Origin of the sequence: Pusillimonas noertemannii, from assembly GCF_003096595.1 — a bacterium.
Classification (GTDB): domain Bacteria; phylum Pseudomonadota; class Gammaproteobacteria; order Burkholderiales; family Burkholderiaceae_B; genus Pusillimonas; species Pusillimonas noertemannii.
On record NZ_QEKO01000001.1, the window covers coordinates 787,410 to 813,881 of the forward strand.

Here is a 26,472-nt window from a genome sequence, read left to right on the forward strand (position 1 = left end):
TGCCTATACCTGTTCGGTGGCCTCGCCCTCGCGTTCTTTTGGCTGTGCCTGCGGGCCCTTGGCCGGGGCCTCGCCTTCGCGCAGGCGGTCGTTCAGCAACTGGTGCTGGACGTCGCTGAAGCGCGACCACTTGGCCTGCCAGGTAGAAGGTTGCGTAACGCGTCGCGCCTGCACCGCCGTAACCTTGTACTCGGGGCAGCTGGTGGCCCAGTCTGCGCTGTCGGTGGTAACCACGTTGGCGCCCGATTCGGGAAAGTGGAAGGTGGTGTAGATGACGCCCGGCTGCACGCGTTCGGTGATGTCGGCGCGCAGCACGGTTTCGCCCACGCGACTTTGCACTGCCACCCAGTCGCCCTGCAAGATGCCGCGGTCTTCGGCGTCTTGCGGATGGATCTCGAGCAGGTCTTCTTTGTGCCACATCACGTTGGGCGTGCGGCGCGTCTGCGCGCCCACGTTGTACTGCGACAGGATACGGCCGGTGGTTAGCAGCAAGGGGAACTTGCGCGTGCTGCGTTCGTCGCTGGGCACGTACTTGGTGATCATGAACTTGCCCTTGCCGCGCACGAATTCGTCGACGTGCATGGTGGGCGTGCCGTCGGGCGCTTGCTCGTTGCAGGGCCATTGCACGCTACCGCCCAGTTCGTCGATCTTGGCGAACGACACGCCCTGGAAGGTGGGGGTGAGGCGGGCGATTTCGTCCATGATTTCGCTGGGGTGCTTGTAGTGCATGGGGTAGCCCATGGCATTGGACAGCTCGCAGGTGGCTTCCCAGTCGGAAAGGCCGCCCAGGGGTTCCATGACCTTGCGCACCCGCGAGACGCGGCGCTCGGCGTTGGTGAAGGTGCCGTCTTTTTCAAGAAAGCTGGAGCCCGGCAGGAACACGTGGGCGTACTTGGCGGTTTCGTTCAGGAAGATGTCTTGAACGATGACGCATTCCATGGCGGAAAGCGCCGCCGCAACGTGCTGGGTGTTGGGGTCGGACTGGACGATGTCTTCGCCCTGGCAGTACAGGCCCTTGAACGAGCCGCTGATGGCCGCGTCGAACATGTTGGGAATGCGCAGGCCCGGCTCGGGCTGCAGGGTAACGCCCCAGTCGCGCTCGAACTCGCCGCGCACGGCGTCGTCGGACACGTGGCGATAGCCGGGCAGTTCATGCGGGAACGAGCCCATGTCGCAAGAGCCCTGCACGTTGTTCTGGCCGCGCAGCGGGTTGACGCCCACGCCTTCGCGACCCAGGTTGCCGGTGGCCATGGCCAGGTTGGCAATGGCCATGACGGTGGTAGAGCCCTGGCTGTGCTCGGTAACGCCCAGGCCGTAGTAGATGGAGCCGTTGCCATGGGTGGCGAACAGGCGGGCGGCCGCGCGCAGGTCGGCGGCCGGTACGCCGGTGATCTCGGCCATGGCTTCGGGCGAGTTTTCAGGCTGCGAGACGAAAGCGCGCCATTGCTCGAAAGCCGGCAGTTCGCAGCGTTCGGCCACGAAGGCCTCGTCGATGAGCCCTTCGGTGGCGATGACGTGGGCCATGGAGGTGAGCAGCGCCGTGTTGGTACCCGGCCGCACCGGCAGGTGGTAGTCGGCCTTGATGTGGGGCGAGTCGACCAGCTCGATGCTGCGCGGATCGATGACGATGAGCTTGGCGCCTTCGCGCAGGCGACGCTTGAGGCGCGAGGCGAACACGGGGTGGGCCGCGCTGGGGTTGGCGCCCATTACGATGACCACGTCGGTGAACATGACGGAGTCGAAGGTTTGCGTGCCGGCGGATTCGCCCAGCGTGGTCTTGAGGCCATAGCCGGTGGGCGAGTGGCAGACCCGCGCGCAGGTGTCGACGTTGTTGGTGCCGAAGGCTGCGCGCACCAGCTTTTGCACCAGGTAGGTTTCTTCGTTGGTGCAGCGCGACGAGGTGAGGCCGCCGATGGAGTCGCGGCCGTACTTGGCCTGGATGCGCTTGAGCTCGGAAGCCGCATGGTTGATGGCTTCGCTCCAGCTGACTTCGCGCCAGGGGTCGTTGATGCTGGCCCGGATCATGGGCTTGGTGATGCGGTCTTTGTGGGTGGCGTAGCCCCAGGCGAAACGTCCCTTGACGCAAGAGTGGCCGCGATTGGCCTGGCCGTCTTTCCAGGGCACCATGCGCACGACCTTGTCGCCCTTGAGCTCGGCCTTGAAGGCGCAGCCTACGCCGCAGTAGGCGCAGGTGGTAATGACCGAGTGTTCGGGCTGGCCCATCATGATCACGGTTTTCTCGACCAGGGTGGAAGTGGGGCAGGCCTGTACGCAGGCGCCGCAAGAGACGCAGTCGCTATCGAGGAAGGGGTCGTTCTGGCCCGCCGCCACGCGCGAGGCGAAACCCTTGCCGTCGATGGTAAGGGCGAAAGTGCCCTGGACCTCGTCGCAGGCGCGCACGCAGCGGCTGCACACGATGCACTTGGACGGGTCGTAGTCGAAATAGGGGTTGGAGGAATCAGTGGCGTCGTTCAGGTGGTTGGCGCCCTCGTAGCCGTAGCGCACATTGCGCAGGCCCACCACGCCGGCCATGTCCTGAAGCTCGCAGTCGCCGTTGGCCGGGCAGGTAAGGCAATCGAGCGGATGGTCGGAAATGTAGAGTTCCATGACGTTGCGGCGCAGGTCGTGGAGCTTGGGCGTTTCGGTGCGGATGACCATGCCGGCTTCGACCGGCGTGGTACACGAGGCCGGGTAGCCCCGGCGGCCTTCGATCTCGACCAGGCACAGGCGGCAGGAGCCGAAGGCCTCGAGGCTGTCGGTGGCGCACAGCTTGGGGATGTTGATGCCGGCAATGGCCGCGGCCCGCATGACCGAGGTGCCCGCGGGCACGCTGCATTCGACGCCGTCGATGACAAGGGCGACGGTTTCGGCGGCAAGCGAGGCGGGAGTGCCGAAGTCGCGTTCGCGTTGGACGATGGTTTCTAGCATGTTGGGCTCCGGAGTCAGGCGGCGCTGGCGGCCGCTTGCGAAGACTTGGCCAGGCCGAAGTCTTCGGGGAAATGTTCGAGCGCGGAAAGGACCGGGTAGGGGGTCATTCCGCCCAGGGCGCACAGCGATCCGCCCAGCATGGTGTCGCACAGGTCGCGCAGCAGGTGCACTTGCTGCTCGCGTTCGTTGCCCGCCCGGATCTTTGCGATGACCTCGGTGCCGCGCACGGCGCCGATGCGGCAGGGCGTGCACTTGCCGCAGGATTCGACGGCACAGAATTCCATGGCGTATTGGGCCATTTTAGACATGTCGACGGTATCGTCAAAGGCCACCAGGCCGCCATGGCCGATCATGGCCGAGATGCCGACATAGGCTTCGTAGTCGAGGGGGGTATCCCACTGTGATTCGGGCAGATAGGCGCCCAGCGGGCCGCCGACCTGCACTGCGCGCAGGGGGCGCCCGGAGGCGCTGCCGCCGCCGTAGTCGTACAGCAGTTCGCGCAGGGTAAGGCCGAAGGCGCGCTCGACCAGGCCGCCCTGCTTGAGGTTGCCGGCCAGTTGGAACGGCAGGGTGCCCTTGGAGCGGCCCATGCCGTAGTCTCGGTAGTAGGCTGCGCCCTTGGCCAGGATGATGGGTACCGTGGCCAGCGAGATGACGTTGTTGATGACGGTGGGCTGGCCGAACAGGCCCTTGATGGCCGGCAGGGGCGGCTTGCTGCGCACCTGGCCGCGCTTGCCCTCGAGGCTTTCGAGCATGGAGGTTTCTTCGCCGCAGATATAGGCGCCCGCGCCCACCCGCACTTCGAGGTCGAAGGCGCGGCCGGTGCCCGCGATGTCGTGGCCCAGCCAGCCCGCGGCCCGCGCGTTTTGTATGGCGCTGTTGAGCGTGGCGATGGCGTCGGGGTACTCGGAACGCACGTAGATATAGCCGTAGGTGGCGCCCACCGCCAGGCCGGCGATGGTCATGCCCTCGATCAGGGTGTAGGGGTCGCCTTCCATGATCATGCGGTCGGAGAACGTGCCCGAATCGCCTTCATCGGCATTACAGGCGATGTATTTCTGTTCGGCGGGCGTGCTTAGAACGGTTTTCCATTTGATGCCGGTGGGGAAGGCGGCGCCGCCCCGGCCCCGCAGGCCCGACTCGATGACTTCGTCGACGATGGCGGCGGGTTCCATGGTGGCCGCCCGCTTGAGGCCGGCCAGGCCGCCATGGGCCTGGTAGTCGCCCAGGCTGAGCGGATCGGTGATGCCCACGCGCGCGAAAGTAAGGCGCTGCTGGTTTTTAAGATAGGGGATTTCGTCGGTAAGGCCTTGGGCCAAGGGGTGCGAAGCCCCCTGCAGCCAGCCGGCGTCGAACAGGCCGGGCACGTCTTCGGCCTGCACGGGGCCGTAGGCCGCGCGGCCTTCGGGGGTTTGCACTTCGACCATGGGTTCGAGCCAAAGCAAGCCGCGCGAGCCGTTGCGCACGATTTGTACGGATTGCCCGCGCGCGGCGGCTTCGCGTTCGATCGCCTGGGCGACCTCGTTGGCGCCGACCGCCAGTGCGGCCGAGTCGCGGGGAATGAAGATTTTGATGGGCTTGGTCATGGTCAGGCTCCTGTGCCCAGCAGCTGGTCGAGCTTGGCCGGGGTAACGCGGGCGTGGGGCCTGCCGTTGATCATGACGGCGGGAGACTGCGCACAGAGGCCCAGGCAGTACACGGGCTCGAGGGTGACCTTGCCGTCGGCGCTAGTGGCGTGAAAACCACAGCCGAGCTTTTGCTGGGCATGGGCGGCCAGTTGCTCGCCGCCCATGGCCTGACAGGACTCGGCGCGACAGACCTCGAGCACGACGTCGGCCGCCGGCGTTTGCCGGAAATGGGGGTAGAAGCTGATGACGCCATGCACTTCGGCGCGCGACAGCTGCAGCGCCTGGGCGATGACCGGCACGGCGGACTCGGGGATATGGCCCAAGGTGTGCTGGACGTCGTGCAGGATGGGCAGCAGGTTGCCTTTCTGGCCGGCATGGCGATGCAGGGCTTCTTGCGTGGCCTGCAGCACCGTGTCTTCGGAAAGCGGGGCCTTGTGCGGAGGCGTGTTCATGAGATTCCTTGATGATGCGTGACTTTTGGGTGTGTCGCGAGCGTTGCGCGCGGGGTTTCCGGGTGCGCGCGCGGCGGTGAACGATGGGCCAGGTGCTTTATTATGTGTATGAGTGCATAATAACCGCATGTTAGGTCTATTAATCTACTAGGTATAGAGCCAGCTTTCAATAGGCACAAAATGACATATAAGTTCCAGGCGCGCTTGAATTCCGAATGGGTGCTCGAAAAACCCAGCGGGGCCGTGTTCGCCCTGGGCGAGATACTGCGCCTGCTGGCCGCCATCGACGCCATGGGCCATATCGCCGGGGCCTGCCGCTCCTGCGGCATTTCGTACCGGCATGCCTGGGGCCTGCTGCGCCACGCCGAGAAAGAATTCGGCATGGCCCTGCTTGAAACCAGCCGTCGCCAGGGCAGCAAGCTCACCGATTTTGCCCGCCACCTGCTGTGGGCCAATCGCCGCATGGACGCGCGCCTGACGCCCATGCTCGAAAGCATGGCGTCCGAACTTCAAGAAGAGCTCGAAAGCCTTTACCCTGAAAGCCGGCCGCGCCTGCGGCTGCACGCCAGCCACGGTTTCGCGGTCGAGGGCCTGATGCAAATGGCCAACGACCAAGAGATGTCGCCGGTCGAACTGCGCTACCGCACGGCGTTCGAGGCCCTGGCCTCGCTCAATCGGGGCGAGTGCGACCTGGCGGGCTTCCAGGTGCCGGCGGGCGAATTCGAAGAAGCCATCCTGGGCCACTACAGCCCCTGGCTCGACGACGAGCGGCATTGCCTCATTTATCTGGCGCAGCGCGATACAGGCATGTTCGTGCAGCCCGGCAATCCCAAGCAGATCCATACTGTCGCCGATCTGGTCAAGCCGGGCGTGCGCTTCGTCAATCGCCAGGTGGGGTCCAGCACCCGCCTGCTCGTAGGGCTCATGCTCGAGCGCCTGGGCATCGATACCCGGCGCATCCAGGGCTACGACAGCAGCGAGTTCACCCACATGGCCATCGCGGCGCACATTGCAAGCGGCATGGCCGATGCGGGCATAGGGGTTGAAACCGCCGCGTGGCGCTGCGGGCTTGATTTCATTCCCCTGGCCAAAGAACGCTATTTCTTTGCCGTGCAGCGCGACAGTCTCGACGCCCCCCTTATGCGCCAGTTGCTGGGCCTGCTCGACAGCGAGGCCTACCGACATTATGTTTCGCAGCTGGTGGGCTATGATGCCGCCGACATCGGCAAGGTGCTGGGCCTGCAGCAGGCCTTTGGCGCCATGGCGGGCCGGGCGGCCCGGGTTTAGGCAAAAACGATTACCATGAAGCCGTGAGCAAAGTCATTTATCTAACCAAGCAGCCAAGCAATGCGCCCGATCCCGCAGGCACAGACGCGCCCTTCGGCGGCGGGCCGCTGCTCGACCTGCGCCGCCGGCCCCTGCACGATCTGCGCATTTCGGTCACCGACCGCTGCAATTTCCGATGTACCTACTGCATGCCGCGCGAGGTCTTCGGCAGCGACTACGAGTTCATGCCGCATGCCTCCCTGCTCAGTTTCGAAGAGATTGCGCGGGTGGCGGGCATTGCCGTAGGCCTGGGGGTGCGCAAAATCCGCCTTACCGGCGGCGAGCCGCTGCTGCGCAAGCACCTTGAAAACCTCATCGCCTTGCTGGCCCGGCTGCGCACGCCCGAGGGCGAGCCAGTCGACCTGACCCTTACCACCAACGGCACGCTGCTGGCAAAGAAAGCCAGGGCGCTTAAAGAGGCCGGCCTGCATCGGGTTACCGTCAGCCTCGATGCGCTTGACGACTCCATGTTCGAGCGCATGAGCGACAGCAATGTCAGCGTCGCCACCGTGCTCGAAGGCATCGAAGAGGCCGCACGGGTGGGCCTGGCGCCGGTCAAGGTCAATATGGTGGTGCGCAAGGGGCTCAACGATGGCCAGATCCTGCCCATGGCGCGGCATTTCCGGCATTCCGGCCATATCTTGCGCTTCATCGAGTACATGGACGTCGGCTCCACCAATGGCTGGAACCTTGACGAGGTCCTTACCGGCAGACAGATCCTCGATCTCATCGGCAGCGAGTTCCCGCTCGAGCCGGTCGACGCCCATTACCGGGGCGAAGTGGCCGAGCGCTGGCGCTATGCCGACGGCAGTGGCGAAATCGGCGTCATCACCAGCGTTTCGCAGCCGTTCTGCGGCGACTGTAGCCGGGCCCGCCTGTCGCCCGAGGGGCGCATCTTCCTGTGCCTGTTCGCCGACGCGGGCCACGACCTGCGTTCCCTGCTGCGCGGCGGCGCCAGCGACGAACAGCTTCGCGACCGCCTAGCCGCCATCTGGCACGGCCGCAACGACCACTATTCCGAGCAGCGCGGCCACGAGACACAACGCCGCGACAAGGTCGAAATGAGCTACATCGGTGGCTGACCGCGCTGTGCGCACGGCTATGCGGGCGCCGGGATGCTTGAGCCAGGCATCCCGGTGTCGGCGGCAACGACCGAATGGGCGCTTTATTTATATTTTGCTTTAGCTTATTTATGGGAGCACTGTCGTGCCGATATTGAAACTCAGCTGCGCCAAGCATCCTGATGCCCAGGCGCGTGATCGTCTGATCCGGCGCCTTACCGACGTGCTGATCGAAGAGCTCGGGGTGCCGCCCGAGTCGGTCAACGTGCTGATCGAGCTCGTCGATCCGCAGTACTGGGGCGTGGCGGGCGAAAGCCTGCGAACGAAGTTCGACCGAGAGGGCTCATGAGGTTCCCGGGCACGGCCAGACAGCGTATGGATGGCAAGGACATGCGCAGGCAAAGCCCCGCTCATTGACACATGATCTCGCGCGATGAAATCGATGGCCTGGTGCTGGCGGGCGGCCAGTCGCGCCGCATGCGGGGCCAGGGCGGCCCGGCGGTCGACAAGGGCCTGCTGATGCTCGACGGCGCTCCGCTGGTGCAGCGAGTGGCGCAGACTCTGGCTCCTTGGGTCGACACACTTTATATCAGCGCCAACCGGCATCTTGATATCTACGGCCGCCACGGGCTTTGTGTTCCCGACGATGCCGAATTCGGCGGCGACGCCGGCCCATTGGCCGGGGTGGCCAGTGTCATGGTGCGTTCCCGGCGGCCCTGGCTGCTGGTGTCGCCGGTGGACGTGCCGCGCCTGCCCATGGACATGCCTGCGCGGCTTGCCGAAGCGGCGGGGGGCAAGGCCCCGCTGGCCTACGCTTGTGCGGGCGGCAAAGAGCACCCCTTATGCATGCTGGTGCGCTGCGACCTGCAACGAGACCTGCGGTCTTATCTGCTGGAAGGCGGCCGCAAGGTGCTTGACTGGCACCGGCGCCACGGTGCCGTGCCGGTCGACTTCGGCGACGACCCTGGCCTTTTCCGCAATATCAATACGCCTGAAGACTGGCGTGCGGCAGGCGGGCAGGGGGCGGCTTCGTAGACCCTGCCGCGGGCCCTGGCCCGCCCTGGATGCGCGTGGCGCCTACACCAGCCAGCTTGCCCAGCTGTAGTAGGGCACGAGATCGCCTTCCTTGAATTGCCTGCCGGCCGGAATGCGGGCCAGGCCGTCGGACCAGGGCAGCGAGCTGATCACCCCCGAGCCCTGGCGGGAAAAGACGCCGAGCCGAGTGTGGCCGTTATCGCCGCGTTGGGCGCGCACGCGAATGAATTCATCCCGTATGTCGTTGAAGGGCGGCTGGCTGTCCAGCTGGGCGTGTTCGATGGGAGGCAGCCATTGCTCGCGCCCCTGCATGCGGCGCACCAGCGGCGAAACCAGCAGGGCAAACACCGCGAAGGCCGATACAGGGTTGCCGGGCAGGCAGACGATGGGCTTGCCCTGTGCGCGCGCAAGGGCCACCGGCTTGCCGGGCTTCATCCTGACGCGCCACAGGTCGAGCTCGCCACCGGCCTTTTCGATGGCGGGCTTGACCAGGTCTTTTTCGCCTACCGATACGCCGCCGACGCTGATGATGAGATCGCAATCGGCTATCAGCGTGTTCAGTGCCTGCTGCAGCGATTCGAAGGTGTCTTTGGCATGCAGCACATGAACCGGGTCGGCGCCCAGCCCCGTCACCAGGGCGGCCAGCATGGGGCCGTTGGAGTTGTAGATCTGTGCCGCCTGCAAGGGCGTACCCAGTTCGGCCAATTCGTCGCCGGTAGTAAGAATGCCGACTTTCAGCCGGGGATAGACGGGCACCTGGGCATAGCCCTGGGAGGCGAGCAGGGCGATCTCGGCGGCGCCGATGCGCCTTCCCGCTTCAAGCAGCGTGCTGTCTTTCTGCACGTCTTCGCCGCGCCGGCGTATGTGCTCGCCCAGCTTGGGCGCTTGATCGATGAGCAGGACGTTGTCGGTTTCAGTGGCGTCTTCTTGTATGACGACCGTATCCGCCCCTTCGGGAATGAGGCTGCCCGTGAAAATGCGGATGCATTGGCCGGCCTGCAGCGGCTGGGGCTGTTCGCCGGCGTAGCAGCGCTGCTGCACGGGCAGGCCGCGGCCCGGCTGGTAGTCGGCGAAGCGAATTGCATAGCCGTCCATGGCGCTGTTGTCGGCCGGCGGCATGTCGAGGTGGGCGGTCAGCGACTTGGCCAGGATGCGGCCCTGTGCCTGGTGCAAGGGGCAGTCTTCGGTTTTTGTGGGGGCGTTTCCGGCCTGGGCAAGCTGGGCCTGGGCGACGTCGAATTCAAGCATGTCGTTATCAGCGGTGTGAAAGTTGATGGCTGCAATGGCGCGGGCAGGCCGATGGCCGGCCCCGCGGCAAGGCCTTAAAGGCCCAGCGCTTCGGACGTATTGAGATAATGCGTGGCGAAGTTGCAGGGCCGATGGGTGCTGTCGAGCTGTTCTTTGATGATGCCTTCCCAGGCCGTCTTGCAGGCGCCGGTGGAGCCGGGCACGCAGAAGACCAGGGTGTTGTTGGCCACCCCCGCGAAGGCGTCCGACTGCAGGGTGGACGTGCCGATTTCAAGATACGACAGATGGCGGAACAGTTCGCCGAACCCGGCCAGTGTCATGTCGAGCAGCGGCGTAAGGGCCGCGCCGGTGGATTTCTGGTGGCTGAAGCCCGTGCCGCCGTTGGTGATGACGATCTGGATTTCATCATCGGCGATCCAGTCGCTGATGATCTTGCGCAGCTCGTACATATTGCCCGCGCAGAGCCCGCGGCGCACGCAGCGGTGCCCGGCGGCGGCGATGGCTTCGGACAGGTAGTCGCCCGAGGTATCGGTTTCGGGCGTGCGCGAATCGGAGATGGTCAGCACCGCGCAGTTCAGCGAAATGCGGGGGGCGTTGGGATCTGCTTTGCTCATGGTCGGCTCTTCAGGGTTGGTTCCATTGCTCGGTTTTTTCGGCATCGGCCTCGCGTTGCTGCACCCAAAAACGATCGCCGCCGGCCAGCGTTTCGCGCTTCCAGAAGGGCGCGCGGGTTTTCAGTGCGTCGATGACGTACTCGCAGGCCAGGAAGGCCTGGCCGCGATGCGCGCTGGCGACTGCAACGAACACGATCTGATCTTTGAGGTGCAGTTCGCCATAGCGATGCACGGCCAGAACTTCGGCGACGTCCCAGCGCGACAGCGCGGTATCGCAGATTTCAGTGATCTCGCGTTCGCACATGCCGGGGTAGTGCTCGAGGAACAGGCTTTGCGTGGCCTGGTCGGGCGCGTAGTCGCGCACGTAGCCGGTGAAGGTGACCAGCGCACCGGCCTTGCCCGCCGTGCGCTCGCGCAGTTGCGCCACCAGGGCTGCGGAGTCGAAGTCGTGTTGCTGGACAATGACCATGGCTAGCCTCCGGTCACGGGCTCGAACACGGCGACTTCGTCGCCTGGCTGAATGACGCTGTCGGGCCGCACATGGAACTGGTTGACGGCCAGCTTCAGCCGCCGGGTGGGCGCCAGCTGGGGATAGCGCTGTTCGAGCTGCGCCAGCCAGTCGGCCCCGCTGATCGGCCCTTGAAGCGGCCAGGATTCCTGGCGCACCTGGGTCAGTTCGGCGACCTGGGCAAAATACAGAACATTAATCGCTGTGCCACTCACCGCTTTTACCTCCGGACTTGTGTTTGAGCCGCACGTCTTCGATGACAATCCCTTTGTCGGCCGCCTTGCACATGTCGTAGATGGTAAGCGCGGCCACGCTGCAGGCGGTCATGGCTTCCATCTCGACCCCGGTCTTGTAGTCGGTGCGGCAGGTGGCGCGCACCGTGATCGCGTGGTGCTCGTCTTCGGGGAAGAACTCGATGCCGGCGAAGCTGAGCGGCAGGCTGTGGCACAGGGGGATGAGCTCGGCGCATCGCTTGGCCGCCAGCACACCGGCCACGCGCGCCGTGTTAAGGACTTCGCCCTTGCTGTTTTCTTGCGCGGTAAGCAGGCGATAGGCCTGGGCGCTCATGCGGACGCGGCATTGCGCCGTGGCGCTGCGCTGGGTGGGAAGCTTGCTGCTGACGTCGACCATGCGGATCTGGCCGGCATCGTCGAGGTGGCTGAGCGCGGGCTCGGCCGACGGGGTGTGGCTCATGTCGAAAAATGGATAAGGATCAGGTCCTTATACTATACGCGATACCCGCAAGAACAGCTTTGCCGATGGGTTCGAAGCAGCGCCGGCACGCCGTGCAGGCATGCCCGCGAGCTTGTGCACTCGAGCCAGCGAACGGCGTGTCGCCAGTCGCCTACGAGCTGAACGCACGCCGCACATCGGCGTAGGCGATGTGCTTGTCGTGATGGAAGCCGTCGAGCAGGGCGACTTTTCGCGGGGTGAAGAGGGTGCTGCGGCTGGCGACCAGCCTTTGGCCTTCGGTCAGCCCGCGTTCGAACAGGGGTTCGAATTCAAGCGCGCTCATGCCGCTTTCGGCGGCGAAACGGCTGATGTGGGTCTTGGCAGTTTCGCGGTGCTGGGCCAGGTCGTGGGGCAGGGCCTGGAACACCGCTGCGGCGCCGTTCGCGGCCCCGCATATCACCACCCACTGATCCAGCGAGGTATGGCCGTGCAGGTCGGCGCAGGCATAGGCGCTGCCGAAAAAGCTCATGGACAGCAGGGCGGCGGACATTTTGGGCAGTATCATGCAAGGCCCCTACTCTGTGTGTTCGTGACGCGCCGGGAACGCGAGGAAATCCATTGTGCCCAACTTTCATTACCAGGACATGAAAGCGGCGTATGCATATGTGTCTGTTCGCGATGTTTTGTGTCCTGCGGGCATCAGGCGGATTTTCATCATTGGGCTCAGGGTTTTCCCGCTCGTGGGGGCCTGGAACATGCTACAACCGATACTGTACGCGCCGGCGCGGTCGTAGCTTTGCACCGCGGCCGGCGCGATGCCACCCATCCAATCCACAGGAGAAACACATGACCATCAAAGAAGGCGATCGCATTCCCGAGGGCACGCTGGCCGAGTACGTGCAGGTCGAGACCGATGCTTGCGGCCTGGGGCCGAACCCGTTCAAGGTGGGCGAGCAGGCCAAGGGCAAGACAGTGGCCCTGTTTGCGGTGCCCGGCGCGTTTACGCCCACCTGCTCCGAAAAACACCTGCCCGGCTATCTCGAGGCGGCCGACCAGCTCAAGGCCAAGGGCGTGGACGAGATCTGGTGCGTGGCGGTCAATGACCCCTTCGTCATGGGTGCTTGGGGCAAGAGCCTGGGCGTCGACGGCCGCGTCCGCATGCTGGGCGACGGCAGCGGCACCTGGACCAAGAGCCTGGGCCTCGAGCTAGACCTGGTCGACAAGGGCCTGGGGGTGCGTTCGCAGCGCTATTCGGCCTTGCTGCGCGACGGCGTGGTCGAAAAGCTCAACCTCGAACAAGGCCCCGGCCTGAACGTAAGCGATGCCCAGACGCTGCTCAAGCAGCTCTGATCCGGGCCTGGCCGCTTGGCGCTGATGCCCCCGGCCACGCCTGCCGGCATGGCGGGTGCCGCAGCGATGCGGCCAACCCCCTTCGCGCCATGGCTTGGCCGCGCGGGGGCCTGATTCCCACGATTTGATCTACCGCCCGGCGCTGCCGGCCGGCAGTGCTTATTCATGCTGAAGAACGTCGCGTCCTTTTTCTCGCTTTACCTCGCCACGCTGCTGATGTTGGTGGGCACAGGCCTGTTCAACACCTTCCTCAGCCTGTGGCTGACCGCGGCTTCGGTGTCCGAAATATGGGTGGGCGCCCAGATGGCCGCGTATTATTTCGGCCTGGTGGCCGGCGCGCGGGTGGGCCACAAACTGATCATCAAGTTCGGCCACATACGCGCCTACTCGGCCGGCGCCGCCATCGTCACGGCGGCGTTGCTGACCATGGCCCTGGCTGACAATCTCTGGCTGTGGCTGGCGCTGCGCCTGCTGGTGGGCCTGGCCATGGTCACCCAGTTCATGGTGGTGGAAAGCTGGCTGAACGAGCAGGCCGAAAACAAGATTCGCGGCAGCATTTTCGCGCTGTACATGGTGTTTTCCGGCTTGGGCATGGTGCTGGGCCAATTTGCCCTGGTCATGTTCCCCGAGCTGGATTTCAAGCCCATTATCTTTGCGGCCATGTGCTCGGTGCTGTGCCTGGTGCCCATTGCGCTGACGGGACGCCTGCACCCCGCCATGCAGGTGCCCGTGCCCATCAAGCCCCGCTACTACTTTTCGCTGGTGCCCATGTCGCTGGCCACGGTCTTCATCACCGGCCTGCTTACAGGGGCGTTCTATGGTCTGGGCCCCGTCTTCGCGGTAAGGCAGGGGCTCAGCTATGACCAGGCCGCCATCTTCGTGGCGGCGGGCGTCGCGGCCGGGCTGGTGGCCCAGGGGCCCATGGGCTGGCTGGCCGACAGGCTCAATCGCGCCGGCCTCATCCGCGTCACTTCATTGCTGCTGTTGCTGGTGGGTGTGCCACTGTGGGGCTGGGTGCAGTTGCCTTACTGGGCATTGCTGGTGATCTCCTGTGCCTTCGGCATATTGCAGTTTCCCCTTTATCCCGTTGGCGTGGCCTTTGCCAATGACAATATAGAACCCGAACGCCGCGTCGGCCTCAGCGCCATCGTGCTCATGATCTACGGCCTGGGAGCCTGTCTGGGGCCTTTGATAGCGGGCGCCTTGATGCGCGGAATCGGCACGCAGACCTTCTTCATGTTCGTGTCGGCCTGCGCCGCCGTGCTGGTGCTGTATGTCAGGCCGCAGCGGGTAAGCGGCGATCACCTCAGTGCCGATGCTCCGACCCAGTTCGTGCCCATGTCCGAAGTGCAGGCCACGCCCGTGGTGGCCGCACTCGATCCGCGGGTCGACGTCGAAAGCGACGTCTCGGCCGAGCCTGTGCCCGAAGAGGCGGCGGCCGCGACCTGATTTCTTGGCCGTGGGTCGGCCGGGCCGGCTGCCGGGCAGATCGGCGGCCAGGGCCAGGCGGCGGGCCTTGCTGCCCGTCGCTCTCAGCGCGGCATCAGCAGCCCTATGGCGACGACGGCCAGGACCAATCCCGCAAGCTTGTTGGGCGGCAGCCCTTCCTTGAACACCCAGGCGCCCACCAGGGCCCCCAGGCCGATGACGCCGATGTTCATCGAGGCGAAGACCAGGGTGGGATTGTCGGGATACTGCTGGTGGGCGCGCAGGTAGAAATAGATGTTGCTGAAGTTCAGCGCGCCCAGCAGCACGCCTGCCGCCACACTGCGCGCCCGCCATCGGGCGCGGCGGCTGGCTAGCCATGCCCCCATGGCCAGCCCGGCCAGCACGAAGGCGGCAAGCAGGCTGCTGGCGAAGTCCACGGCGCTTCGCGCCATTTGCTTGAACAGGATGTCGATTGCGCCATAGCCCGCCCACACGCAAAGCAGCACAGTCAGCGTCCCGGCCCTGCCGCCGGATGGAATGTCGCCAGGCCGGGCAGCCGGGCCCGCGCTGTCCTGTGCCGCGATGTCCATGCGGCCGGGCTGCCAGAGCAGGCAGACCAGCGCTGCAAGGGCCACGGCCATGCCCGCCAGCTTTGCAGGCGATGCGGTTTCGCCGAACAGCAGAAAAGCCGCCGCCAGGGGGATCAGAAGCGAAAGCCGCTGGGCCGCATCGCTGACCACGATGCCGGCATGGCGCACCGCGCCCGCCATGGCCAGGAAGATGCCGGGAAGCAGAATGCCAAGCAGGATCAGCACCCACCACGGCGTGCCCGGGGCAAGCAGCTGCTCTGGATGGGGGCGCAACAGCGCCAGGCACAGCAGGGCCGCCACGGGGTAATTGACGGCGATGGCCTGGTCCACCCGGATGTCCTGCCGGCGTGCGACCTTCAGCAGGATGGAGACGGCGACGCTGGATGCGACGCTCGCCACTAGGCTGAGCATGAGAGGCTGCCGGGCGGTTTGGTTTCGGCCTGCCGGATCAGGCCTGGTTCAATGCCTGGTGTGCCGTGTCGTGGCCGTGGTGGCCGGCTTCGCGCAGGCCCAGGCGCTCGAACAGGGCACGGTCCTGCATGTATTGCGGGTTGCCGGTGGTAAGCAGTTTTTCGCCGTAGAAGATGGAGTTTGCGCCTGCGGCAAAGCACAGGGCCTGCATGGTCTCGTCCATGGCTTCGCGCCCGGCCGAGAGCCGTACCACGGCCTTGGGCATGGTGATGCGGGCCACCGCGATGGTGCGGATGAACTCGAAGGGGTCGAGGTCGGGCGTGCCGTGCAGGGGCGTGCCCTCGACCTTGACGAGGTTGTTGACGGGCACCGAATCGGGATAGGGGTTCATATTGGCCAGTTGGGCAACCAGGCCCGCGCGCTCGCGGCGCGATTCGCCCAGCCCGACGATGCCGCCGCAACATACGTTGATGCCCGCGCCGCGCACTCGCTCGAGCGTGTCGAGGCGGTCTTGGTAAGTGCGCGTGGTGATGATCTGCCCATAGAACTCGGGCGATGTATCGAGGTTGTGGTTGTAGTAATCAAGCCCGGCGTCGCGCAGTTGCTCGGCCTGGCCCTCTTTGAGCATGCCCAGGGTAACGCAGGTTTCCAGGCCCAGGGCCTTCACGGCCGACACCATTTCGGCCACGGCGTCGATCTGGTGCGGCTTGGGCGAGCGCCACGCCGCGCCCATGCAGAACCGTTGCGCGCCGCCGGCCTTGGCCTGGCGCGCGGCTTCAAGCACTTCGTCGAGCGGCATCAGCTTTTCGCGCTCTACCTCTGTTTCGTAGCGCGCCGATTGGGGGCAGTATGAACAGTCTTCCGGGCAGCCGCCCGTCTTGATCGACAGCAGGCTGGAAAGCTGGACGGTGTTGGGCTCGTGGTGTTCACGATGCACCGTCTGGGCACGGAAAAGAAGGTCGAGGAAAGGAAGCTCGTAGAGTTCGGCGATCTGTGAGATCGTCCAGCGTGGCGGGACCGCTTCTTGTTTGCGGCGAACTTCAAGCGTGGTGATGGTGGTCATGGGCGGCAATGATAATGATGAGGACGATATCCGGCTATGGTAGGCATGCCGGCGCCATTGGGCAAATGGTGAAATGAGCCAATGGCCAGTAAGTAAAGCTCAAAATCGCTCAACGTCTTTCAATCTCAACGCAAACGGCCGGTTTTCGCTGCCGAACCAAAGCGCCCGCAGCGCGGCGTGAAAGAGTTTCAAAATGTATCTTTGGGCGGTGAAAGGGAGCCGGCGAGCCCCGGACTCGGCGCAAGCCGTTTAAGGGCAGGGTGTTTGGCAAGACCGCGAGCCTGGGCCGCGCCCGGCGTTTGCAGGGCTCATTCAGCCGATTGCGCTGGCTCCGAGGGGGCAGGCCTGCTCGCAGCTTCCACGCCATGCCACGAGCCCCGCGCAATAGCCTCGGCCACGGTGGCATGCACCAGGCGGCGTCCTTCGTGCACCGCCTGAGAATGCGAGCGCGCCAGGCTTTCGAATAGCGACCACGTCAGATACAGCCCGCGTAACGGGCTCCAGCTGACGTTGGAAAGACCGTGCTCGTACAAGGCGCAGGCGGGCACGATGGTCAGGCCCAGCCCCTCGCGGGCCAGGTCCAGGCACAGCCCCAGGGTGTCGGTTTCCACCGCGATGCTGAAATCCATGCCCTTGCGCTTGAGCATGTGCTCGATTTGCGAGGTGATGGCGTTGGGGCGTCCCGGCAGGATCAGCTTGGCGCCGTCGAGGCGCGATATGGGCGTTGCTTCGTGGGGCTTGAGGTGGTCGGCCTGGCTGCCCAACACGATCAGCGGCTCACGAACCAGCGGGGTCTGGGCGTAGCCTGTGGGCGGTGCGGGGTCGAAGGGGATGATGCACAGGTCGAGCAGGCCCGCCAAGAGATGGTCTCGCAGCATATTGCTGACCCCTTCATGGACACGCAGCTTGATTTCGGGGTGCTGGGTCACCAGCCTGCCGGCGAAGGGCGAGGTAAAGATTTTTTGCCACGAGGCGGGTACGCCTATGGACAACTGACCGGAGGCCATTTCGCCCACCTGGTCCTTCAGCATGGAAAACTGCCGCAGCAGCGGGCGGGCGCGGTCGGCCAGCAATTTGCCCGCTTCAGTCAGGCTGACCCCGCCCTGGGTGCGCACGAACAGGGTCGTGCCCATCATTTTTTCCAGCGTGGCAATGTGCCGGGAAAGCGTGGGCTGGGAAAGGTTGAGATCCAGCGCGGCTTTGTTGATGCTTCCCAGCTCGGCGACCCGCAGCATGTATTCGAGCAGACGTGTGTGCATGGCGTGGGGCTGGAAGGTGGCGAGGTGCCCCGTGCTGAAGGGCCGTAATGGCTCGGTTAACCGAATTTCGAATAACGACTATATCACCCAGGCATTATTTTTATAACCCGGGCTTGCACTACTATTAGCGGTATGCGCGGCGCGCTGCTTGCGAGCGCGCCGGCGAAGGCGCCCACGGCGGCGTATGCAGTCAAGGAGACGGAATTCATGAAGATCAGAATCATCGGCGCCGGCCCCGCGGGGCTTTACTTTGCCGCACTGATGAAGCAGCACGACCCATCGCACGACATCGTCATCTACGAGCGCAACCCGCGCGATGCCACCTGGGGTTTCGGCGTGGTGTTTTCCGATCGCGCCCTTGAGTTCCTGAAAGGCGACGACGAGCAGCTTTACCATTACCTTACGCCCCATCTGGAAAACTGGCCCGAGATCACCGTCGTCCACAACGACACCCGCATTCCCATTGCGGGCAATGGTTTTGCCTCGATCGGAAGGCTCGAGCTCCTGACCCTGATGTACCGGTATGTAGAGCAGTTGGGCGTGCCCATACGCTTCGAGACCGAGGTGAACAGCCTGGAAGAAATCGGCGACGCCGACCTGGTGGTGGGCGCCAACGGGGTCGCATCGTGGATCCGCGCCGAGAACGAGGCGAAGCTGGGCACCACCACCGACTGGCGGCCCAATAAATTCATCTGGTACGGCACCACCAAGGCCTTCAACAGCCTGACGCTTACTTTCCGCGAAACGGGGCAGGGCGTATTTTGCGCCCACCACTATCGCTACCGGCCCGACATGAGCACCTTTCTGGTCGAGGTCGAAGAAGACACCTGGCGACGCGCTGCGCACGGCCCATTTTTCCATAGGCTCGGGCACCCGGCTGGCCATGGAAGACGCCGTTGCGCTGTTCAAGGCCTTCAAGGAAACAGGCGAAGACGTGGCGCGTGCCCGCGAGCGCTTTCGCGAACTGCGCCTGCCCCCCATGCGCAAGATCTGGGAGGCGGCCAATGCCAGCATCGAGTGGTACGAAAAAATGGATGAATTGGTACCCTCGATGAGTCCGGTAGAATTTGCTTACAGCTACATGACCCGCACAGGCCGCGTGTCTCATGAAGACATGCGCCGCATCGATCCTGAACTGGCCGCGGCATACGAAAAGCTGGCGTCCGATAATTGAGTGGAGACATCCAATGAGCAAGCGTAAAGTCATCGTCACCGTTGCCCCTACGGGCGGCATGGCCAGCAAGAAGCAAAACCCCAACCTGCCCACTCAACCGAAGGAAATCGCCGAAGACGTGTTGCGCTGCTATAACGCGGGCGCCAGCGTGGTGGCCCTGCACGCGCGCCGCGCCAGCGACGACGAGGCCACTTGCGACCCTGCGGTCTACGGCGAAATAAACGCACTGATACGCGATAAATGCGACATTGTGCTCAACAACTCGACGGGCGGCGGCATCAACGGCGACATGATCCACCAGCTTAACAACGGCTTGTGGGAAATCAACTTCCAGGAGCGCCTGAAGGGCATGGAAGCCCCCGGCGCCGAGATGTGCACGCTCGACGCGCAGACCATCTGCGCCAGCTTCGGCGGCAAGGAAATCCTGGTTCCCACCACGCCCACCCGCATCCGCGAGCTGGCCGAGAAGATGATGGCGCGCGGCATCAAGCCCGAATGGGAGGTCTTCAGCCTTGAAGACATTCTTCAGGACGTGACCAATGCCATCAAGGCCGGCCTGGACAAGGCGCCGCACTTCATCAACATCGTGATCGGCGTCAATGCCTTCCAGGGCGCGCTGCCCTACACTCCGCGCATCCTGCAGATGATGGTCGACCACTTGCCGCCCAACACCGTGTTCAACGTCAGCGGGATCGGCCCCGCGCAGCTGCCGGCCACGATCCAGGGCATTTTGCTGGGCGGCCATGCGCGCACCGGCCTCGAAGACAATCTGTACTACGAGCACGGCGTGCTGGCTACCAACGTTCAGCTGGTCGAGCGCACCGTGCGCCTCATCCGCGAAATGGGCCACGAACCCGCCACGCCGACCGAGGCGCGCGAGATCATGGGCCTGCCGCAGCTCAAGTAGGGTCGTAAAAGGCTATTATCAGAACTTTTGCATTGCGGAGCGCGGCGAATGAGCCTGTTTGAACGTAGCCTGACCGTCGAGTGGGGCGATTGCGACGATGCCGGCATCGTCTTCTACCCCACTTTCTTTTACTGGTACGACAGCACCTACCAGGGCCTGTGCCGCAGCAGGGGCCTTAGCCAGCGCACCATCCGTTCGCGCTTCAATGCGGTGACGCCGCTGGTCGATGTGGGCAGTGTGTTCCGTTCGCCGGTCACCTACGACGATGTCATCACCATCGAGGCCGATGTCGTCGAGTGGTCCGAGCGCCGCTTCAAGGTGGCCTACACGGTGAAATGCGGCGATCGCCTGGTGTCGACCGGGCACGAGCTGCGCGCCTGGGCCGAGCTCGTCGGCGAGGGCCGCCTGAAAGGCGCGGCCATACCCGACGAGTTCAAGGCTTATTTTAGCTAGCAGCAGCCGTCGCCCGCGGGGGGCTGCAGGCGCACATAGCGCCCATAGACCGGGTCTTTGTCCAGGCCCAGCAGCCTGATGGCGTTATCGCGCAAGATAAGCGGCTTTACTTCCTCGCGGATGCCGATCTTGTCGAAATCCTCGAGCCAGCGGTCGGGCGTGATCACCGGGAAGTCAGAGCCGAACAGCATTTTGTCCTTCAGGACAGTGTTGGCGTACTGGATGAGTATGGGCGGGAAATACTTGGGCGACCAGCCTGAAAGGTCGATATAGACCTGGGGCTTGTGGGTTGCTACCGCCAGGGCGTTTTCCTGCCACGGAAACGAGGGGTGGGCGATGACGATGGGCATGTCGGGGAAATCAACCGCCACGTCGTCCAGGTACATGGGGTCGGAGTACTTCAGGCGCACGCCGCCGCCGCCGCGCATGCGGGCGCCCACGCCGGTCTGGCCGCTGTGGAAGATGGCCGGCAGGCCGGCCTCGGCGATGGCTTCGTACAGATCGTAGGCGCGCCGTTCGTTGGGGTAGAACTCTTGCTGCGAGGGGTGGAACTTGAAGCCCCGGACGCCGTAGTCTTTGATCAGGCGCCGGGCCTCGCGCGCCCCCATCTTGCCGCGCAGCGGATCGATGCTGGCGAAGGGAATGAGCACGTCTCGGTGCTGGGCGGCTTCTTCGGCCACTTCTTCGTTCGAGATGCGCACCTGGCCATTGGCCCTTTCGGTGTCGACCGTGAAGATCACGGCCATCATATTGCGCTCGCGATAATAGTCGGCGGTTTCGGCGATGGTGGGCCGAGGCATTTTTTCCTTGAAATAGGCCGCCATGGCGGCGTCGAAGGCGATGGCGACCTCGTCGGGTGCGTTGCGTGTGGAAACGGTGGCGTGGGTGTGGATGTCGATGGCCACTACCTGGTTCAGGCCGGTCATGGGGGTCCTTGATATGTGCGCCCGGAAGGAAGTTGCGCAGGCAAGCGCGTTTGTCCATAAGGGCCGATACTAATATATTGTTAGGCTGGTTAACAGTTATAAAGATCATATTATCCCGGATTGCCGCCTTCCATCCGTGCTAACCCTGGGGCCGGCTGCAGATTCTGCAGAAGGGCGTCCCGATCCGGGGGCCGATGATATATTTTGAGTGCAATCCGATTGCACTTTCGGTAGCGCTATCGATGAACACATACAATCCCGCCGGCACTGACGGCGACCTTCCACAACCGCTTGCCGCCGGCGAGGGCCCGGCACGTAGCGGGCGGGCGGCAGAAGACGACATCGACTTGCTGCGCGATTCGCTGGCGTACGAAATCAAGAAAGCCCAGGTGCGGTCATACGAAGTGCTGTTCGGGCTTTTCGGGGCCGACGCATTGTCTCCGGGCCGCATGACGGCGCTGTGCATCATCGGCAACCAGCCCGGCATCAATCAGTCGGCCCTGGCCGATGCCTTGCGCGTCAATCGGGCCAGCGTGGTGAAGGTCATCGATGCCCTGCAATCGCTGGGCTATGTCGAACGCCAGAGCATTCCCGACGACCGGCGCAGCTACGCCCTGGCCGTCACCCCCAGGGGCCGCGAAGAACTTCGCCGGCTCACAGCGCTGTCGCGCCGCTATGAAGACATGATTGCGGCCCAGCTTACCGGCCGCGAGCGCAAGACGCTGATCAGGTTGCTGGCCAAAGTGGCGGCCGACAAATAAGCCGGCGTTAACCGGGCGGCAAACGTCGGGCAGGCAAAGCGGGGCGGAAAGGGTTCCGGCGCGAAAGAGGCGCGGGTTCAGCGGGCGATCAGCGCGGTCAGTGCGTCGATGTCGGCTTTTGCCGCTTGCGCCGCAATGAGTTCGATATTGCGATAGTGCCGTATCAGCGCCTGGCCTGTTTCGGTAAGCTTGCTGCCCCCGCCCGAAGCGCCGCCTTCGGACGACGTGACCGCCGGTTTCTTCAGGGCGTTGTTGGTGTCGTTCACCAATAGCCAGGCCCGCCTGTAAGACATCTTCAATTGCCGGGCGGCGGCCGAGATCGAGCCTGTGCGGTCGATGGCCTCGAGCAGCGTGATGCGGCCGGGGCCGATGGCGATGGTGCCGTCGCGATAGACGCGCATGCGAAATTGGACTTGTGGGGCGGGGTTGGTCATAGTGAAGGCTCGAGATCCATAAGGGGAACTTCCGGTATGGAGGTGATGGCGCGCACCTCGGCAAGCAGTAATTGTGCGCCCGGCGAGGGCCGGTCGTCGGTGCGGCGCAGCAGCCCCACCTGGCGGGCCGTTTCGGGCAGTGGCAGCGCCAGCCGGTAAAGCATACCCGACGAGAACTCTCGCCGATACTGGTGGGGCGAGATGATTGTAAGCATGTCGCTGTCGAGCAAGACCTCGCGGATGATGGAAAGATCGGTGGTTTCGAGCGCAATGTGCGGCTGGCTGATGTCGCGCGCCGAAAACAGGGTCTCGAACAGGTTGCGCGTGGGCGTTCCGGAATGGGGCAGCACCCATTCATATTCGAGGGTGTCGGCCAGCGAGACGTTTTCGCGTGTGCAAAGCGGGTGGCCCGCCCGGCATACAACGGCCATCATGTCGTTGATGAGGGGCTCGCGGCTAAGGCCCTTGCAGTGCTGGGGCGGGCGCAGGGCGCCCAGCATAAAGTCGATTTCGCCGGCGCGCAGGGCGGCGACCTGCACTTCGAACGAGCCCTCCATGGTCGAGATCTTGAGCTCGGGATGCTTGCGCAAAAGCCGGGTGATGGCCACCGGAAGCACATAGCTGCGGCCCAGCGACAGCACGCCCACCCGCACCTCGCCCTGCTTGAGGCCGCGTATTGCGGCGACCTCGTCGGCGGCGATGCGCACCTCGTTCAGGGCCAGCTTCAATTGCCAGATGACTGTTTCGCCCGCCTGGGTGGGGTGGAGCCCGCGCACGCCGCGCTCGAACAAGGCGGCGCCGATCTCGTGCTCGATGTCGCGCAGCATCAGGCTGACGGCGGGCTGGGAAATGCCCAGCGCGTTGGCGGCCGCGCCCATGTGGCGGCGGCGCGAGAGCTCGATGAGGGCCTTGAGCCGGCGCTCGTTCATGTGCAGGCTGTACAGCCCGGTGCGCCGGGCGTCGCGCGACAGCACGGCGACGTCGCGGTAGGCGGTGTCCATGTAGGCGAAGGCGCGTTCGACGCGGCGCAACAGCACCTGGCCGAAGCGCGTGGGCAGCATGCCGTGGACCGAGCGCTCGAACAGCGGGGCGCCCAGTTCGCTTTCAAGCTGAAGCACGGCCCGGGTGACCGCCGACTGGGCGCGGCACAGGACGGTGCTGGCCTGCGAGACGCTGCCGTACCGGCACACCGCGTGAAAGGCCCGCAAGTGGCGGGTGGAGACAGACGGCGCGGCGGCTTCGGAAAGGCGGGCGGTGGTCGGCTGCATATAAGTTTTTTCGATAGCGAATGAGGCGATTTTCGTCTATTCAGGCGGGTTTTTCCACCCTAGACTGTAAAAAAATAGGCCCCCTTCGCAAAGGGCCGCGTCGCCCGACCGATCAACTTTCCGGATGTACCGATTGCCATGACCACCCAGCAGATCATGCCCAGCCACGTCGTCGAGCGCGTCATGCAAAAGCGCGGGCGGCTGCGCATATACGACCGCTTCGAACCCAGCCGCACGGCGCTGGTCATCATCGACATGCAGCGCTTCTACGTCGACGGCCTGCCGCCGGCCACGAACATCATTCCCGTCATCAACCGCCTGGCCGGGGGCTTCCGGGCCAAGGGCGCCTGCGTGGCCTGGGTCAGCATGACAGCCGGCGAAAACGGCAAAAGTCTCTGGCCCCTTTACCACGACAATTTCTTTTCGGCGGAAAACGGCGCAAGGCATCGCGACGGCCTTAGCCCGGGCAATCCGGGTCATCAACTGCACCCCGACCTCGACGTCCAGGCCGGCGACATCCAGGCCAGCAAGAGCCGGTTCAGCGCGTTCTTTCCCGGCGTGTGCGACCTGCACGAGCAGCTGGCCGCCCGAGGCATCCAGAACGTGGCCATCGGCGGGGTCGTCACCAATTTTTGCTGTGAAACTTCTGCGCGCGACGCCATGATGCTCGACTACCGGGTGGCCATGGTGTCCGACGCCAATGCCGCCCGCTATCCCGAAGACCATCAGGCGGGTTTCACGACGGTATTCCAGAGCTTCGGCGACGTACTCACGTCCCACGAAATGCTCGATGAAGTGCTGCGTTAGCCAAGGAGGCGACAAAAAATGAAGACATCCAGATATCCATCCACCGATTCTTGCGGCTCGCCGCTCGGGCAGTCCGCTGCGCGGCCGGCCCGCCGGCGCTTCGGCGCAACCATGGTGGCGCTCGCGGCAGGCGTGCTGCTGGCCGGCGGCTCGGCCCCCTCGTGGGCCGAAGACGTCGTCCGCGTGGGCGTCATCGGCGAGTTCTCCGGCGTGTTCTCGATATACGGGCAGCAGTCGCGCCGCGCCATCGAGCTGTTCCAGAAAGAACATGGCGACAAGGCGGGCAATATCCGAGTCGAGGTGCTGTATCGCGACACCACTGGCCTGAACCCCGAGGTTTCGCGCCGGGCGGCACAAGAGCTCGTCACTCGCGAGCACGTGCAGTTCCTGGCGGGCTTCGGGCTTACGCCCAATGCCCTGGCGGTGGCGCCGGTGGCCACCCAGACCAAAACCCCCATGGTCGTCATGAACGCAGCGGCCACCGTCTTCGTGCCTACCCGTTCTCCCTACATCGTGCGATTCTCGCTCAGCCAGCAGCAGGTGGCCGAGCCGCTGGCGCAGTGGGCGGCCAAGCAGGGCATCAAGTCGGTCTACATCATCGTGCCCGATTACGCGCCCGGCATCGACGTCGAAAAATACTTCTCCGGGGCCTTTACGGCGGCCGGCGGCAAGGTGGTGGGCTCGGTCAAGACGCCGCTGGGCGGGGTCGAGTACGCGCCTTATCTGCAGCGGGCCGCGGCGGCCGAACCCGATGCCATTTTCTTCATGAGCCCCTCGGGCGACCAGGGCCTGCAGTTCCTGAAAGCCTTCCGCGCACGCGGGATGGACAAAGACATCAAGCTGCTCTCTACCGGCGAACTCACCGACGAAGTCGTGCTCGACAGTCTGGGCGACGACGCCATCGGCCTCATCACCAGCATGCACTATTCGGCCGCCCATGATTCCGACGAAAACCGCAAGTACGTCGCAGCCTGGAAGGCGGCCTACGGCGAGAACGAGCGGCCCAACTGGTACGCCACGGGCGCCTGGGACGGCATGGCCGCCATCTATCACACCGTCGAAAAGCTCGGCGGCAAAATAGATGGCGACAAGGCCGTCGCCGAACTCAAGGGCTACAAGGCCCAAAGCCCGCGTGGCCCCATCTCCATCGACGAAGGCCGCGACATCGTGCAAAACATGTATATCCGGCGTGTCGAGAAAGTCGACGGCAGGCTGGCCAATATCGAGTTCGAAACCATTCCCAACGTAGGAACCCGACAAGAATGAGCACGGCATCCAATGCACCATCGCCGTCCTGGGCCGGGCTGGACACCTCCAGCCTGGGCAAGGGGTTCGAAGACTACGACATTGATTCGCGCACGCCCGATGCGCCGGGGCAACTGGCGCGCTTCCAGCAGCGCAGCGAGGCGGTACAGGGGCAGCAGGGCATCCAGCAAACCACCGTCTCTTACGGCGACCATCCCCTGGCGGCGGCCGACGTCTTCAGGCCAACGAGCGGAGCCGTCCGCGGCACCATCGTCTTCGTGCACGGCGGCTACTGGAAGGGCAAGGGCCGCCCCAACCGCGCCTTTCTTGCGCCCGCCTGGGTAAACGAAGGGGTGCAATGGATCAACCTGGGCTACCCCGTAGTGCCCGAGACGCCCATGCATGAAATCAGCCGCCACATCGGCGGCGCCTTGCGCGCCATCGTCAGCGGCGCCGCGCCATTCGGCATGGTCGAAGGCCCCATCGTGTTGTCGGGCAACAGCGCGGGGGCGCATCTGGTCGCCCAGGCCCTGGCCCAAGGCCTGCCCGAAAGCGCGCCGGGCCGCATCGCCGGCTACATGCTGCTTAGCGGCCTGTACGACCTGCGTCCCGTGGCCGCCACGCCGGCCCAGGAATGGCTGCGGCTCGACGACGAGCAGGCTTTCAGGCTCAGCCCCCTATGCCAGAAGGCTCCCCAGCTGCGGGCGCCCGTCATGGTGGCCGTGGGCGCCGACGAGCCCGACGCCTTCATTGCCCAGTCGCGCGCATACGCCCAGCATCTGCTCGGCCACGCCCAGGTCGACTATCAGGAAGGCGAGGGCCTGAACCACCTGTCCATGATCGCGTCGCTGGATGGGCCCCAGGCCAGGTTCGGCCGGCCCATGGCGGCCTGGCTGGGCCTGCCCGGCCACGCAAACGCCTAAA

The 26,472-nt window shown here is 64.6% G+C and carries 29 protein-coding genes; 14 read left to right on the forward strand and 15 right to left on the reverse strand.

Annotated elements, in window-relative coordinates; translation table 11 throughout:
* Positions 1-3 precede the first annotated feature (3 nt).
* The 3 genes from fdhF to C7440_RS03660 are packed head-to-tail and all read right to left on the reverse strand — an operon-like array spanning position 4 to position 5,008.
* The gene (fdhF, locus tag C7440_RS03650; protein WP_116517512.1) at positions 4-2,928 is read right to left on the reverse strand and encodes a formate dehydrogenase subunit alpha; all 2,925 of its coding nucleotides are present in this window, start codon (positions 2,926-2,928) and stop codon (positions 4-6) included.
* A 14-nt stretch (positions 2,929-2,942) separates the two neighbouring features.
* Positions 2,943-4,514, reverse strand: a complete 1,572-nt coding sequence (locus C7440_RS03655) for a formate dehydrogenase beta subunit (RefSeq protein ID WP_116517513.1) — start codon at positions 4,512-4,514, stop codon at positions 2,943-2,945.
* A 2-nt stretch (positions 4,515-4,516) separates the two neighbouring features.
* Positions 4,517-5,008, reverse strand: coding sequence for a formate dehydrogenase subunit gamma (locus C7440_RS03660; protein ID WP_116517514.1), 492 nt, complete (start codon positions 5,006-5,008; stop codon positions 4,517-4,519).
* A gap of 180 nt (positions 5,009-5,188) precedes the next feature.
* Here C7440_RS03660 and C7440_RS03665 point away from each other — a divergent pair, with 180 nt between their 5' ends.
* The 4 genes from C7440_RS03665 (at position 5,189) to mobA (ending at position 8,430) form a co-directional block, all read left to right on the forward strand.
* Entirely contained in the window at positions 5,189-6,295 is a 1,107-nt protein-coding gene (locus C7440_RS03665; protein ID WP_116517515.1) for a substrate-binding domain-containing protein, read from the forward strand.
* Between the two features lie 23 nt (positions 6,296-6,318).
* A complete protein-coding gene (moaA, locus tag C7440_RS03670) occupies positions 6,319-7,416 on the forward strand; it encodes a GTP 3',8-cyclase MoaA (RefSeq protein WP_116517516.1) in 1,098 nt (365 codons plus the stop codon).
* Between the two features lie 124 nt (positions 7,417-7,540).
* Positions 7,541-7,744: a tautomerase family protein gene (locus C7440_RS03675; RefSeq protein WP_100224237.1), complete on the forward strand. Its 204-nt coding sequence runs from the start codon at positions 7,541-7,543 to the stop codon at positions 7,742-7,744.
* Between the two features lie 71 nt (positions 7,745-7,815).
* On the forward strand, positions 7,816-8,430 hold the full coding sequence (gene mobA / locus C7440_RS03680; protein ID WP_180064376.1) for a molybdenum cofactor guanylyltransferase MobA: 615 nt from the start codon (positions 7,816-7,818) through the stop codon (positions 8,428-8,430).
* Positions 8,431-8,472: 42 nt separating this feature from the next.
* Here mobA and C7440_RS03685 read toward each other — a convergent pair whose 3' ends face one another.
* From C7440_RS03685 to C7440_RS03710, 6 genes are all read right to left on the reverse strand, one after another.
* Positions 8,473-9,678 carry a molybdopterin molybdotransferase MoeA gene (locus tag C7440_RS03685; protein ID WP_116517517.1) on the reverse strand — a complete coding sequence of 402 codons (1,206 nt, stop codon included), beginning with the start codon at positions 9,676-9,678 and terminating at the stop codon, positions 8,473-8,475.
* A gap of 74 nt (positions 9,679-9,752) precedes the next feature.
* Positions 9,753-10,292 carry a molybdenum cofactor biosynthesis protein B gene (moaB, locus tag C7440_RS03690; RefSeq protein WP_017525545.1) on the reverse strand — a complete coding sequence of 180 codons (540 nt, stop codon included), beginning with the start codon at positions 10,290-10,292 and terminating at the stop codon, positions 9,753-9,755.
* Positions 10,293-10,302: 10 nt separating this feature from the next.
* Entirely contained in the window at positions 10,303-10,761 is a 459-nt protein-coding gene (locus C7440_RS03695; protein ID WP_017525544.1) for a molybdenum cofactor biosynthesis protein MoaE, read from the reverse strand.
* Between the two features lie 2 nt (positions 10,762-10,763).
* Positions 10,764-11,015 (reverse strand): MoaD/ThiS family protein, encoded by a 252-nt coding sequence (locus C7440_RS03700; RefSeq protein WP_017525543.1) that lies wholly within the window; start codon positions 11,013-11,015, stop codon positions 10,764-10,766.
* The gene (moaC, locus tag C7440_RS03705) at positions 10,996-11,493 is read right to left on the reverse strand and encodes a cyclic pyranopterin monophosphate synthase MoaC (protein ID WP_017525542.1); all 498 of its coding nucleotides are present in this window, start codon (positions 11,491-11,493) and stop codon (positions 10,996-10,998) included. The genes C7440_RS03700 and moaC overlap by 20 nt, the downstream gene beginning before the upstream one ends.
* A gap of 151 nt (positions 11,494-11,644) precedes the next feature.
* Positions 11,645-12,037: a hypothetical protein gene (locus tag C7440_RS03710; protein WP_017525541.1), complete on the reverse strand. Its 393-nt coding sequence runs from the start codon at positions 12,035-12,037 to the stop codon at positions 11,645-11,647.
* A gap of 281 nt (positions 12,038-12,318) precedes the next feature.
* On the opposite strand from C7440_RS03710, the gene C7440_RS03720 reads away from it, so the two are divergent.
* Positions 12,319-12,822, forward strand: coding sequence for a peroxiredoxin (locus C7440_RS03720; protein WP_017525539.1), 504 nt, complete (start codon positions 12,319-12,321; stop codon positions 12,820-12,822).
* Positions 12,823-12,987: 165 nt separating this feature from the next.
* A complete protein-coding gene (locus tag C7440_RS03725; protein WP_116517518.1) occupies positions 12,988-14,271 on the forward strand; it encodes an MFS transporter in 1,284 nt (427 codons plus the stop codon).
* An 83-nt stretch (positions 14,272-14,354) separates the two neighbouring features.
* On the opposite strand, the gene C7440_RS03730 is transcribed toward C7440_RS03725, so the two are convergent.
* The 3 genes from C7440_RS03730 to C7440_RS03740 all read right to left on the reverse strand — a co-directional run bounded on the left by C7440_RS03730 (position 14,355) and on the right by C7440_RS03740 (position 17,573).
* On the reverse strand, positions 14,355-15,251 hold the full coding sequence (locus C7440_RS03730; RefSeq protein ID WP_116517519.1) for an EamA/RhaT family transporter: 897 nt from the start codon (positions 15,249-15,251) through the stop codon (positions 14,355-14,357).
* Positions 15,252-15,288: 37 nt separating this feature from the next.
* A complete protein-coding gene (bioB, locus tag C7440_RS03735) occupies positions 15,289-16,314 on the reverse strand; it encodes a biotin synthase BioB (protein ID WP_116517520.1) in 1,026 nt (341 codons plus the stop codon).
* A gap of 308 nt (positions 16,315-16,622) precedes the next feature.
* The gene (locus C7440_RS03740) at positions 16,623-17,573 is read right to left on the reverse strand and encodes a LysR family transcriptional regulator (protein ID WP_116517521.1); all 951 of its coding nucleotides are present in this window, start codon (positions 17,571-17,573) and stop codon (positions 16,623-16,625) included.
* 207 nt (positions 17,574-17,780) lie between these two features.
* Between C7440_RS03740 and C7440_RS03745 the strand changes: the two genes are divergently transcribed.
* From C7440_RS03745 to C7440_RS03755, 4 genes are read left to right on the forward strand one after another with little or no spacing between them, the layout of a single operon-like run.
* A complete protein-coding gene (locus C7440_RS03745) occupies positions 17,781-18,611 on the forward strand; it encodes an NAD(P)-binding protein (RefSeq protein ID WP_207775373.1) in 831 nt (276 codons plus the stop codon).
* Entirely contained in the window at positions 18,604-18,747 is a 144-nt protein-coding gene (locus tag C7440_RS19950; RefSeq protein WP_207775374.1) for a hypothetical protein, read from the forward strand. The genes C7440_RS03745 and C7440_RS19950 overlap by 8 nt, the downstream gene beginning before the upstream one ends.
* Positions 18,748-18,760: 13 nt before the next feature.
* On the forward strand, positions 18,761-19,654 hold the full coding sequence (locus C7440_RS03750; RefSeq protein WP_017524330.1) for a beta-keto acid cleavage family enzyme: 894 nt from the start codon (positions 18,761-18,763) through the stop codon (positions 19,652-19,654).
* A gap of 48 nt (positions 19,655-19,702) precedes the next feature.
* Entirely contained in the window at positions 19,703-20,107 is a 405-nt protein-coding gene (locus tag C7440_RS03755) for an acyl-CoA thioesterase (RefSeq protein WP_017524331.1), read from the forward strand.
* Here C7440_RS03755 and C7440_RS03760 read toward each other — a convergent pair.
* Complete coding sequence (locus C7440_RS03760) at positions 20,104-21,033, reverse strand: 4-hydroxyphenyl-beta-ketoacyl-CoA hydrolase (protein ID WP_017524332.1); 930 nt, start codon at positions 21,031-21,033, stop codon at positions 20,104-20,106. The genes C7440_RS03755 and C7440_RS03760 overlap by 4 nt on opposite strands.
* Positions 21,034-21,275: 242 nt before the next feature.
* Between C7440_RS03760 and C7440_RS03765 the strand changes: the two genes are divergently transcribed.
* On the forward strand, positions 21,276-21,794 hold the full coding sequence (locus C7440_RS03765) for a MarR family winged helix-turn-helix transcriptional regulator (protein ID WP_017524333.1): 519 nt from the start codon (positions 21,276-21,278) through the stop codon (positions 21,792-21,794).
* 77 nt (positions 21,795-21,871) lie between these two features.
* Here C7440_RS03765 and C7440_RS03770 read toward each other — a convergent pair whose 3' ends face one another.
* Positions 21,872-22,228 carry a winged helix-turn-helix domain-containing protein gene (locus tag C7440_RS03770; RefSeq protein ID WP_017524334.1) on the reverse strand — a complete coding sequence of 119 codons (357 nt, stop codon included), beginning with the start codon at positions 22,226-22,228 and terminating at the stop codon, positions 21,872-21,874.
* Positions 22,225-23,496 carry a LysR family transcriptional regulator gene (locus tag C7440_RS03775; RefSeq protein WP_017524335.1) on the reverse strand — a complete coding sequence of 424 codons (1,272 nt, stop codon included), beginning with the start codon at positions 23,494-23,496 and terminating at the stop codon, positions 22,225-22,227. The genes C7440_RS03770 and C7440_RS03775 overlap by 4 nt, the downstream gene beginning before the upstream one ends.
* A 138-nt stretch (positions 23,497-23,634) precedes the next feature.
* Between C7440_RS03775 and C7440_RS03780 the strand changes: the two genes are divergently transcribed.
* Genes C7440_RS03780 through C7440_RS03790 form a run of 3 tightly spaced genes read left to right on the forward strand, consistent with a single transcriptional unit; the run spans position 23,635 to position 26,471 of the window.
* Positions 23,635-24,303: a cysteine hydrolase family protein gene (locus tag C7440_RS03780; RefSeq protein ID WP_017524336.1), complete on the forward strand. Its 669-nt coding sequence runs from the start codon at positions 23,635-23,637 to the stop codon at positions 24,301-24,303.
* Positions 24,304-24,321: 18 nt separating this feature from the next.
* Entirely contained in the window at positions 24,322-25,569 is a 1,248-nt protein-coding gene (locus tag C7440_RS03785; protein ID WP_116517522.1) for an ABC transporter substrate-binding protein, read from the forward strand.
* Positions 25,566-26,471, forward strand: coding sequence for an alpha/beta hydrolase (locus C7440_RS03790; RefSeq protein WP_017524338.1), 906 nt, complete (start codon positions 25,566-25,568; stop codon positions 26,469-26,471). Before C7440_RS03785 ends, C7440_RS03790 begins: the two co-directional genes overlap by 4 nt.
* Position 26,472: the final 1 nt, after the last annotated feature.

Bases quoted from the DNA above. Each gene is read 5' to 3' on its own strand.
- C7440_RS03750 (WP_017524330.1), top strand. From the start codon at position 18,761: ATGAGCAAGCGTAAAGTCATCGTCACCGTTGCCCCTACGGGCGGCATG.
- bioB (WP_116517520.1), bottom strand. From the start codon at position 16,314: ATGACCACCATCACCACGCTTGAAGTTCGCCGCAAACAAGAAGCGGTC.
- C7440_RS03755 (WP_017524331.1), top strand. From the start codon at position 19,703: ATGAGCCTGTTTGAACGTAGCCTGACCGTCGAGTGGGGCGATTGCGAC.
- C7440_RS03710 (WP_017525541.1), bottom strand. From the start codon at position 12,037: ATGATACTGCCCAAAATGTCCGCCGCCCTGCTGTCCATGAGCTTTTTC.
- C7440_RS03740 (WP_116517521.1), bottom strand. From the start codon at position 17,573: ATGCACACACGTCTGCTCGAATACATGCTGCGGGTCGCCGAGCTGGGA.
- C7440_RS03720 (WP_017525539.1), top strand. From the start codon at position 12,319: ATGACCATCAAAGAAGGCGATCGCATTCCCGAGGGCACGCTGGCCGAG.
- mobA (WP_180064376.1), top strand. From the start codon at position 7,816: ATGATCTCGCGCGATGAAATCGATGGCCTGGTGCTGGCGGGCGGCCAG.
- C7440_RS19950 (WP_207775374.1), top strand. From the start codon at position 18,604: ATGGATGAATTGGTACCCTCGATGAGTCCGGTAGAATTTGCTTACAGC.
- C7440_RS03655 (WP_116517513.1), bottom strand. From the start codon at position 4,514: ATGACCAAGCCCATCAAAATCTTCATTCCCCGCGACTCGGCCGCACTG.
- moaB (WP_017525545.1), bottom strand. From the start codon at position 10,292: ATGAGCAAAGCAGATCCCAACGCCCCCCGCATTTCGCTGAACTGCGCG.
- C7440_RS03685 (WP_116517517.1), bottom strand. From the start codon at position 9,678: ATGCTTGAATTCGACGTCGCCCAGGCCCAGCTTGCCCAGGCCGGAAAC.
- C7440_RS03730 (WP_116517519.1), bottom strand. From the start codon at position 15,251: ATGCTCAGCCTAGTGGCGAGCGTCGCATCCAGCGTCGCCGTCTCCATC.
- C7440_RS03780 (WP_017524336.1), top strand. From the start codon at position 23,635: ATGACCACCCAGCAGATCATGCCCAGCCACGTCGTCGAGCGCGTCATG.
- C7440_RS03770 (WP_017524334.1), bottom strand. From the start codon at position 22,228: ATGACCAACCCCGCCCCACAAGTCCAATTTCGCATGCGCGTCTATCGC.
- C7440_RS03725 (WP_116517518.1), top strand. From the start codon at position 12,988: ATGCTGAAGAACGTCGCGTCCTTTTTCTCGCTTTACCTCGCCACGCTG.
- C7440_RS03790 (WP_017524338.1), top strand. From the start codon at position 25,566: ATGAGCACGGCATCCAATGCACCATCGCCGTCCTGGGCCGGGCTGGAC.
- C7440_RS03785 (WP_116517522.1), top strand. From the start codon at position 24,322: ATGAAGACATCCAGATATCCATCCACCGATTCTTGCGGCTCGCCGCTC.
- C7440_RS03765 (WP_017524333.1), top strand. From the start codon at position 21,276: ATGAACACATACAATCCCGCCGGCACTGACGGCGACCTTCCACAACCG.
- C7440_RS03760 (WP_017524332.1), bottom strand. From the start codon at position 21,033: ATGACCGGCCTGAACCAGGTAGTGGCCATCGACATCCACACCCACGCC.
- C7440_RS03665 (WP_116517515.1), top strand. From the start codon at position 5,189: ATGACATATAAGTTCCAGGCGCGCTTGAATTCCGAATGGGTGCTCGAA.
- C7440_RS03775 (WP_017524335.1), bottom strand. From the start codon at position 23,496: ATGCAGCCGACCACCGCCCGCCTTTCCGAAGCCGCCGCGCCGTCTGTC.
- C7440_RS03660 (WP_116517514.1), bottom strand. From the start codon at position 5,008: ATGAACACGCCTCCGCACAAGGCCCCGCTTTCCGAAGACACGGTGCTG.
- moaC (WP_017525542.1), bottom strand. From the start codon at position 11,493: ATGAGCCACACCCCGTCGGCCGAGCCCGCGCTCAGCCACCTCGACGAT.
- C7440_RS03745 (WP_207775373.1), top strand. From the start codon at position 17,781: ATGAAGATCAGAATCATCGGCGCCGGCCCCGCGGGGCTTTACTTTGCC.
- C7440_RS03695 (WP_017525544.1), bottom strand. From the start codon at position 10,761: ATGGTCATTGTCCAGCAACACGACTTCGACTCCGCAGCCCTGGTGGCG.
- fdhF (WP_116517512.1), bottom strand. From the start codon at position 2,928: ATGCTAGAAACCATCGTCCAACGCGAACGCGACTTCGGCACTCCCGCC.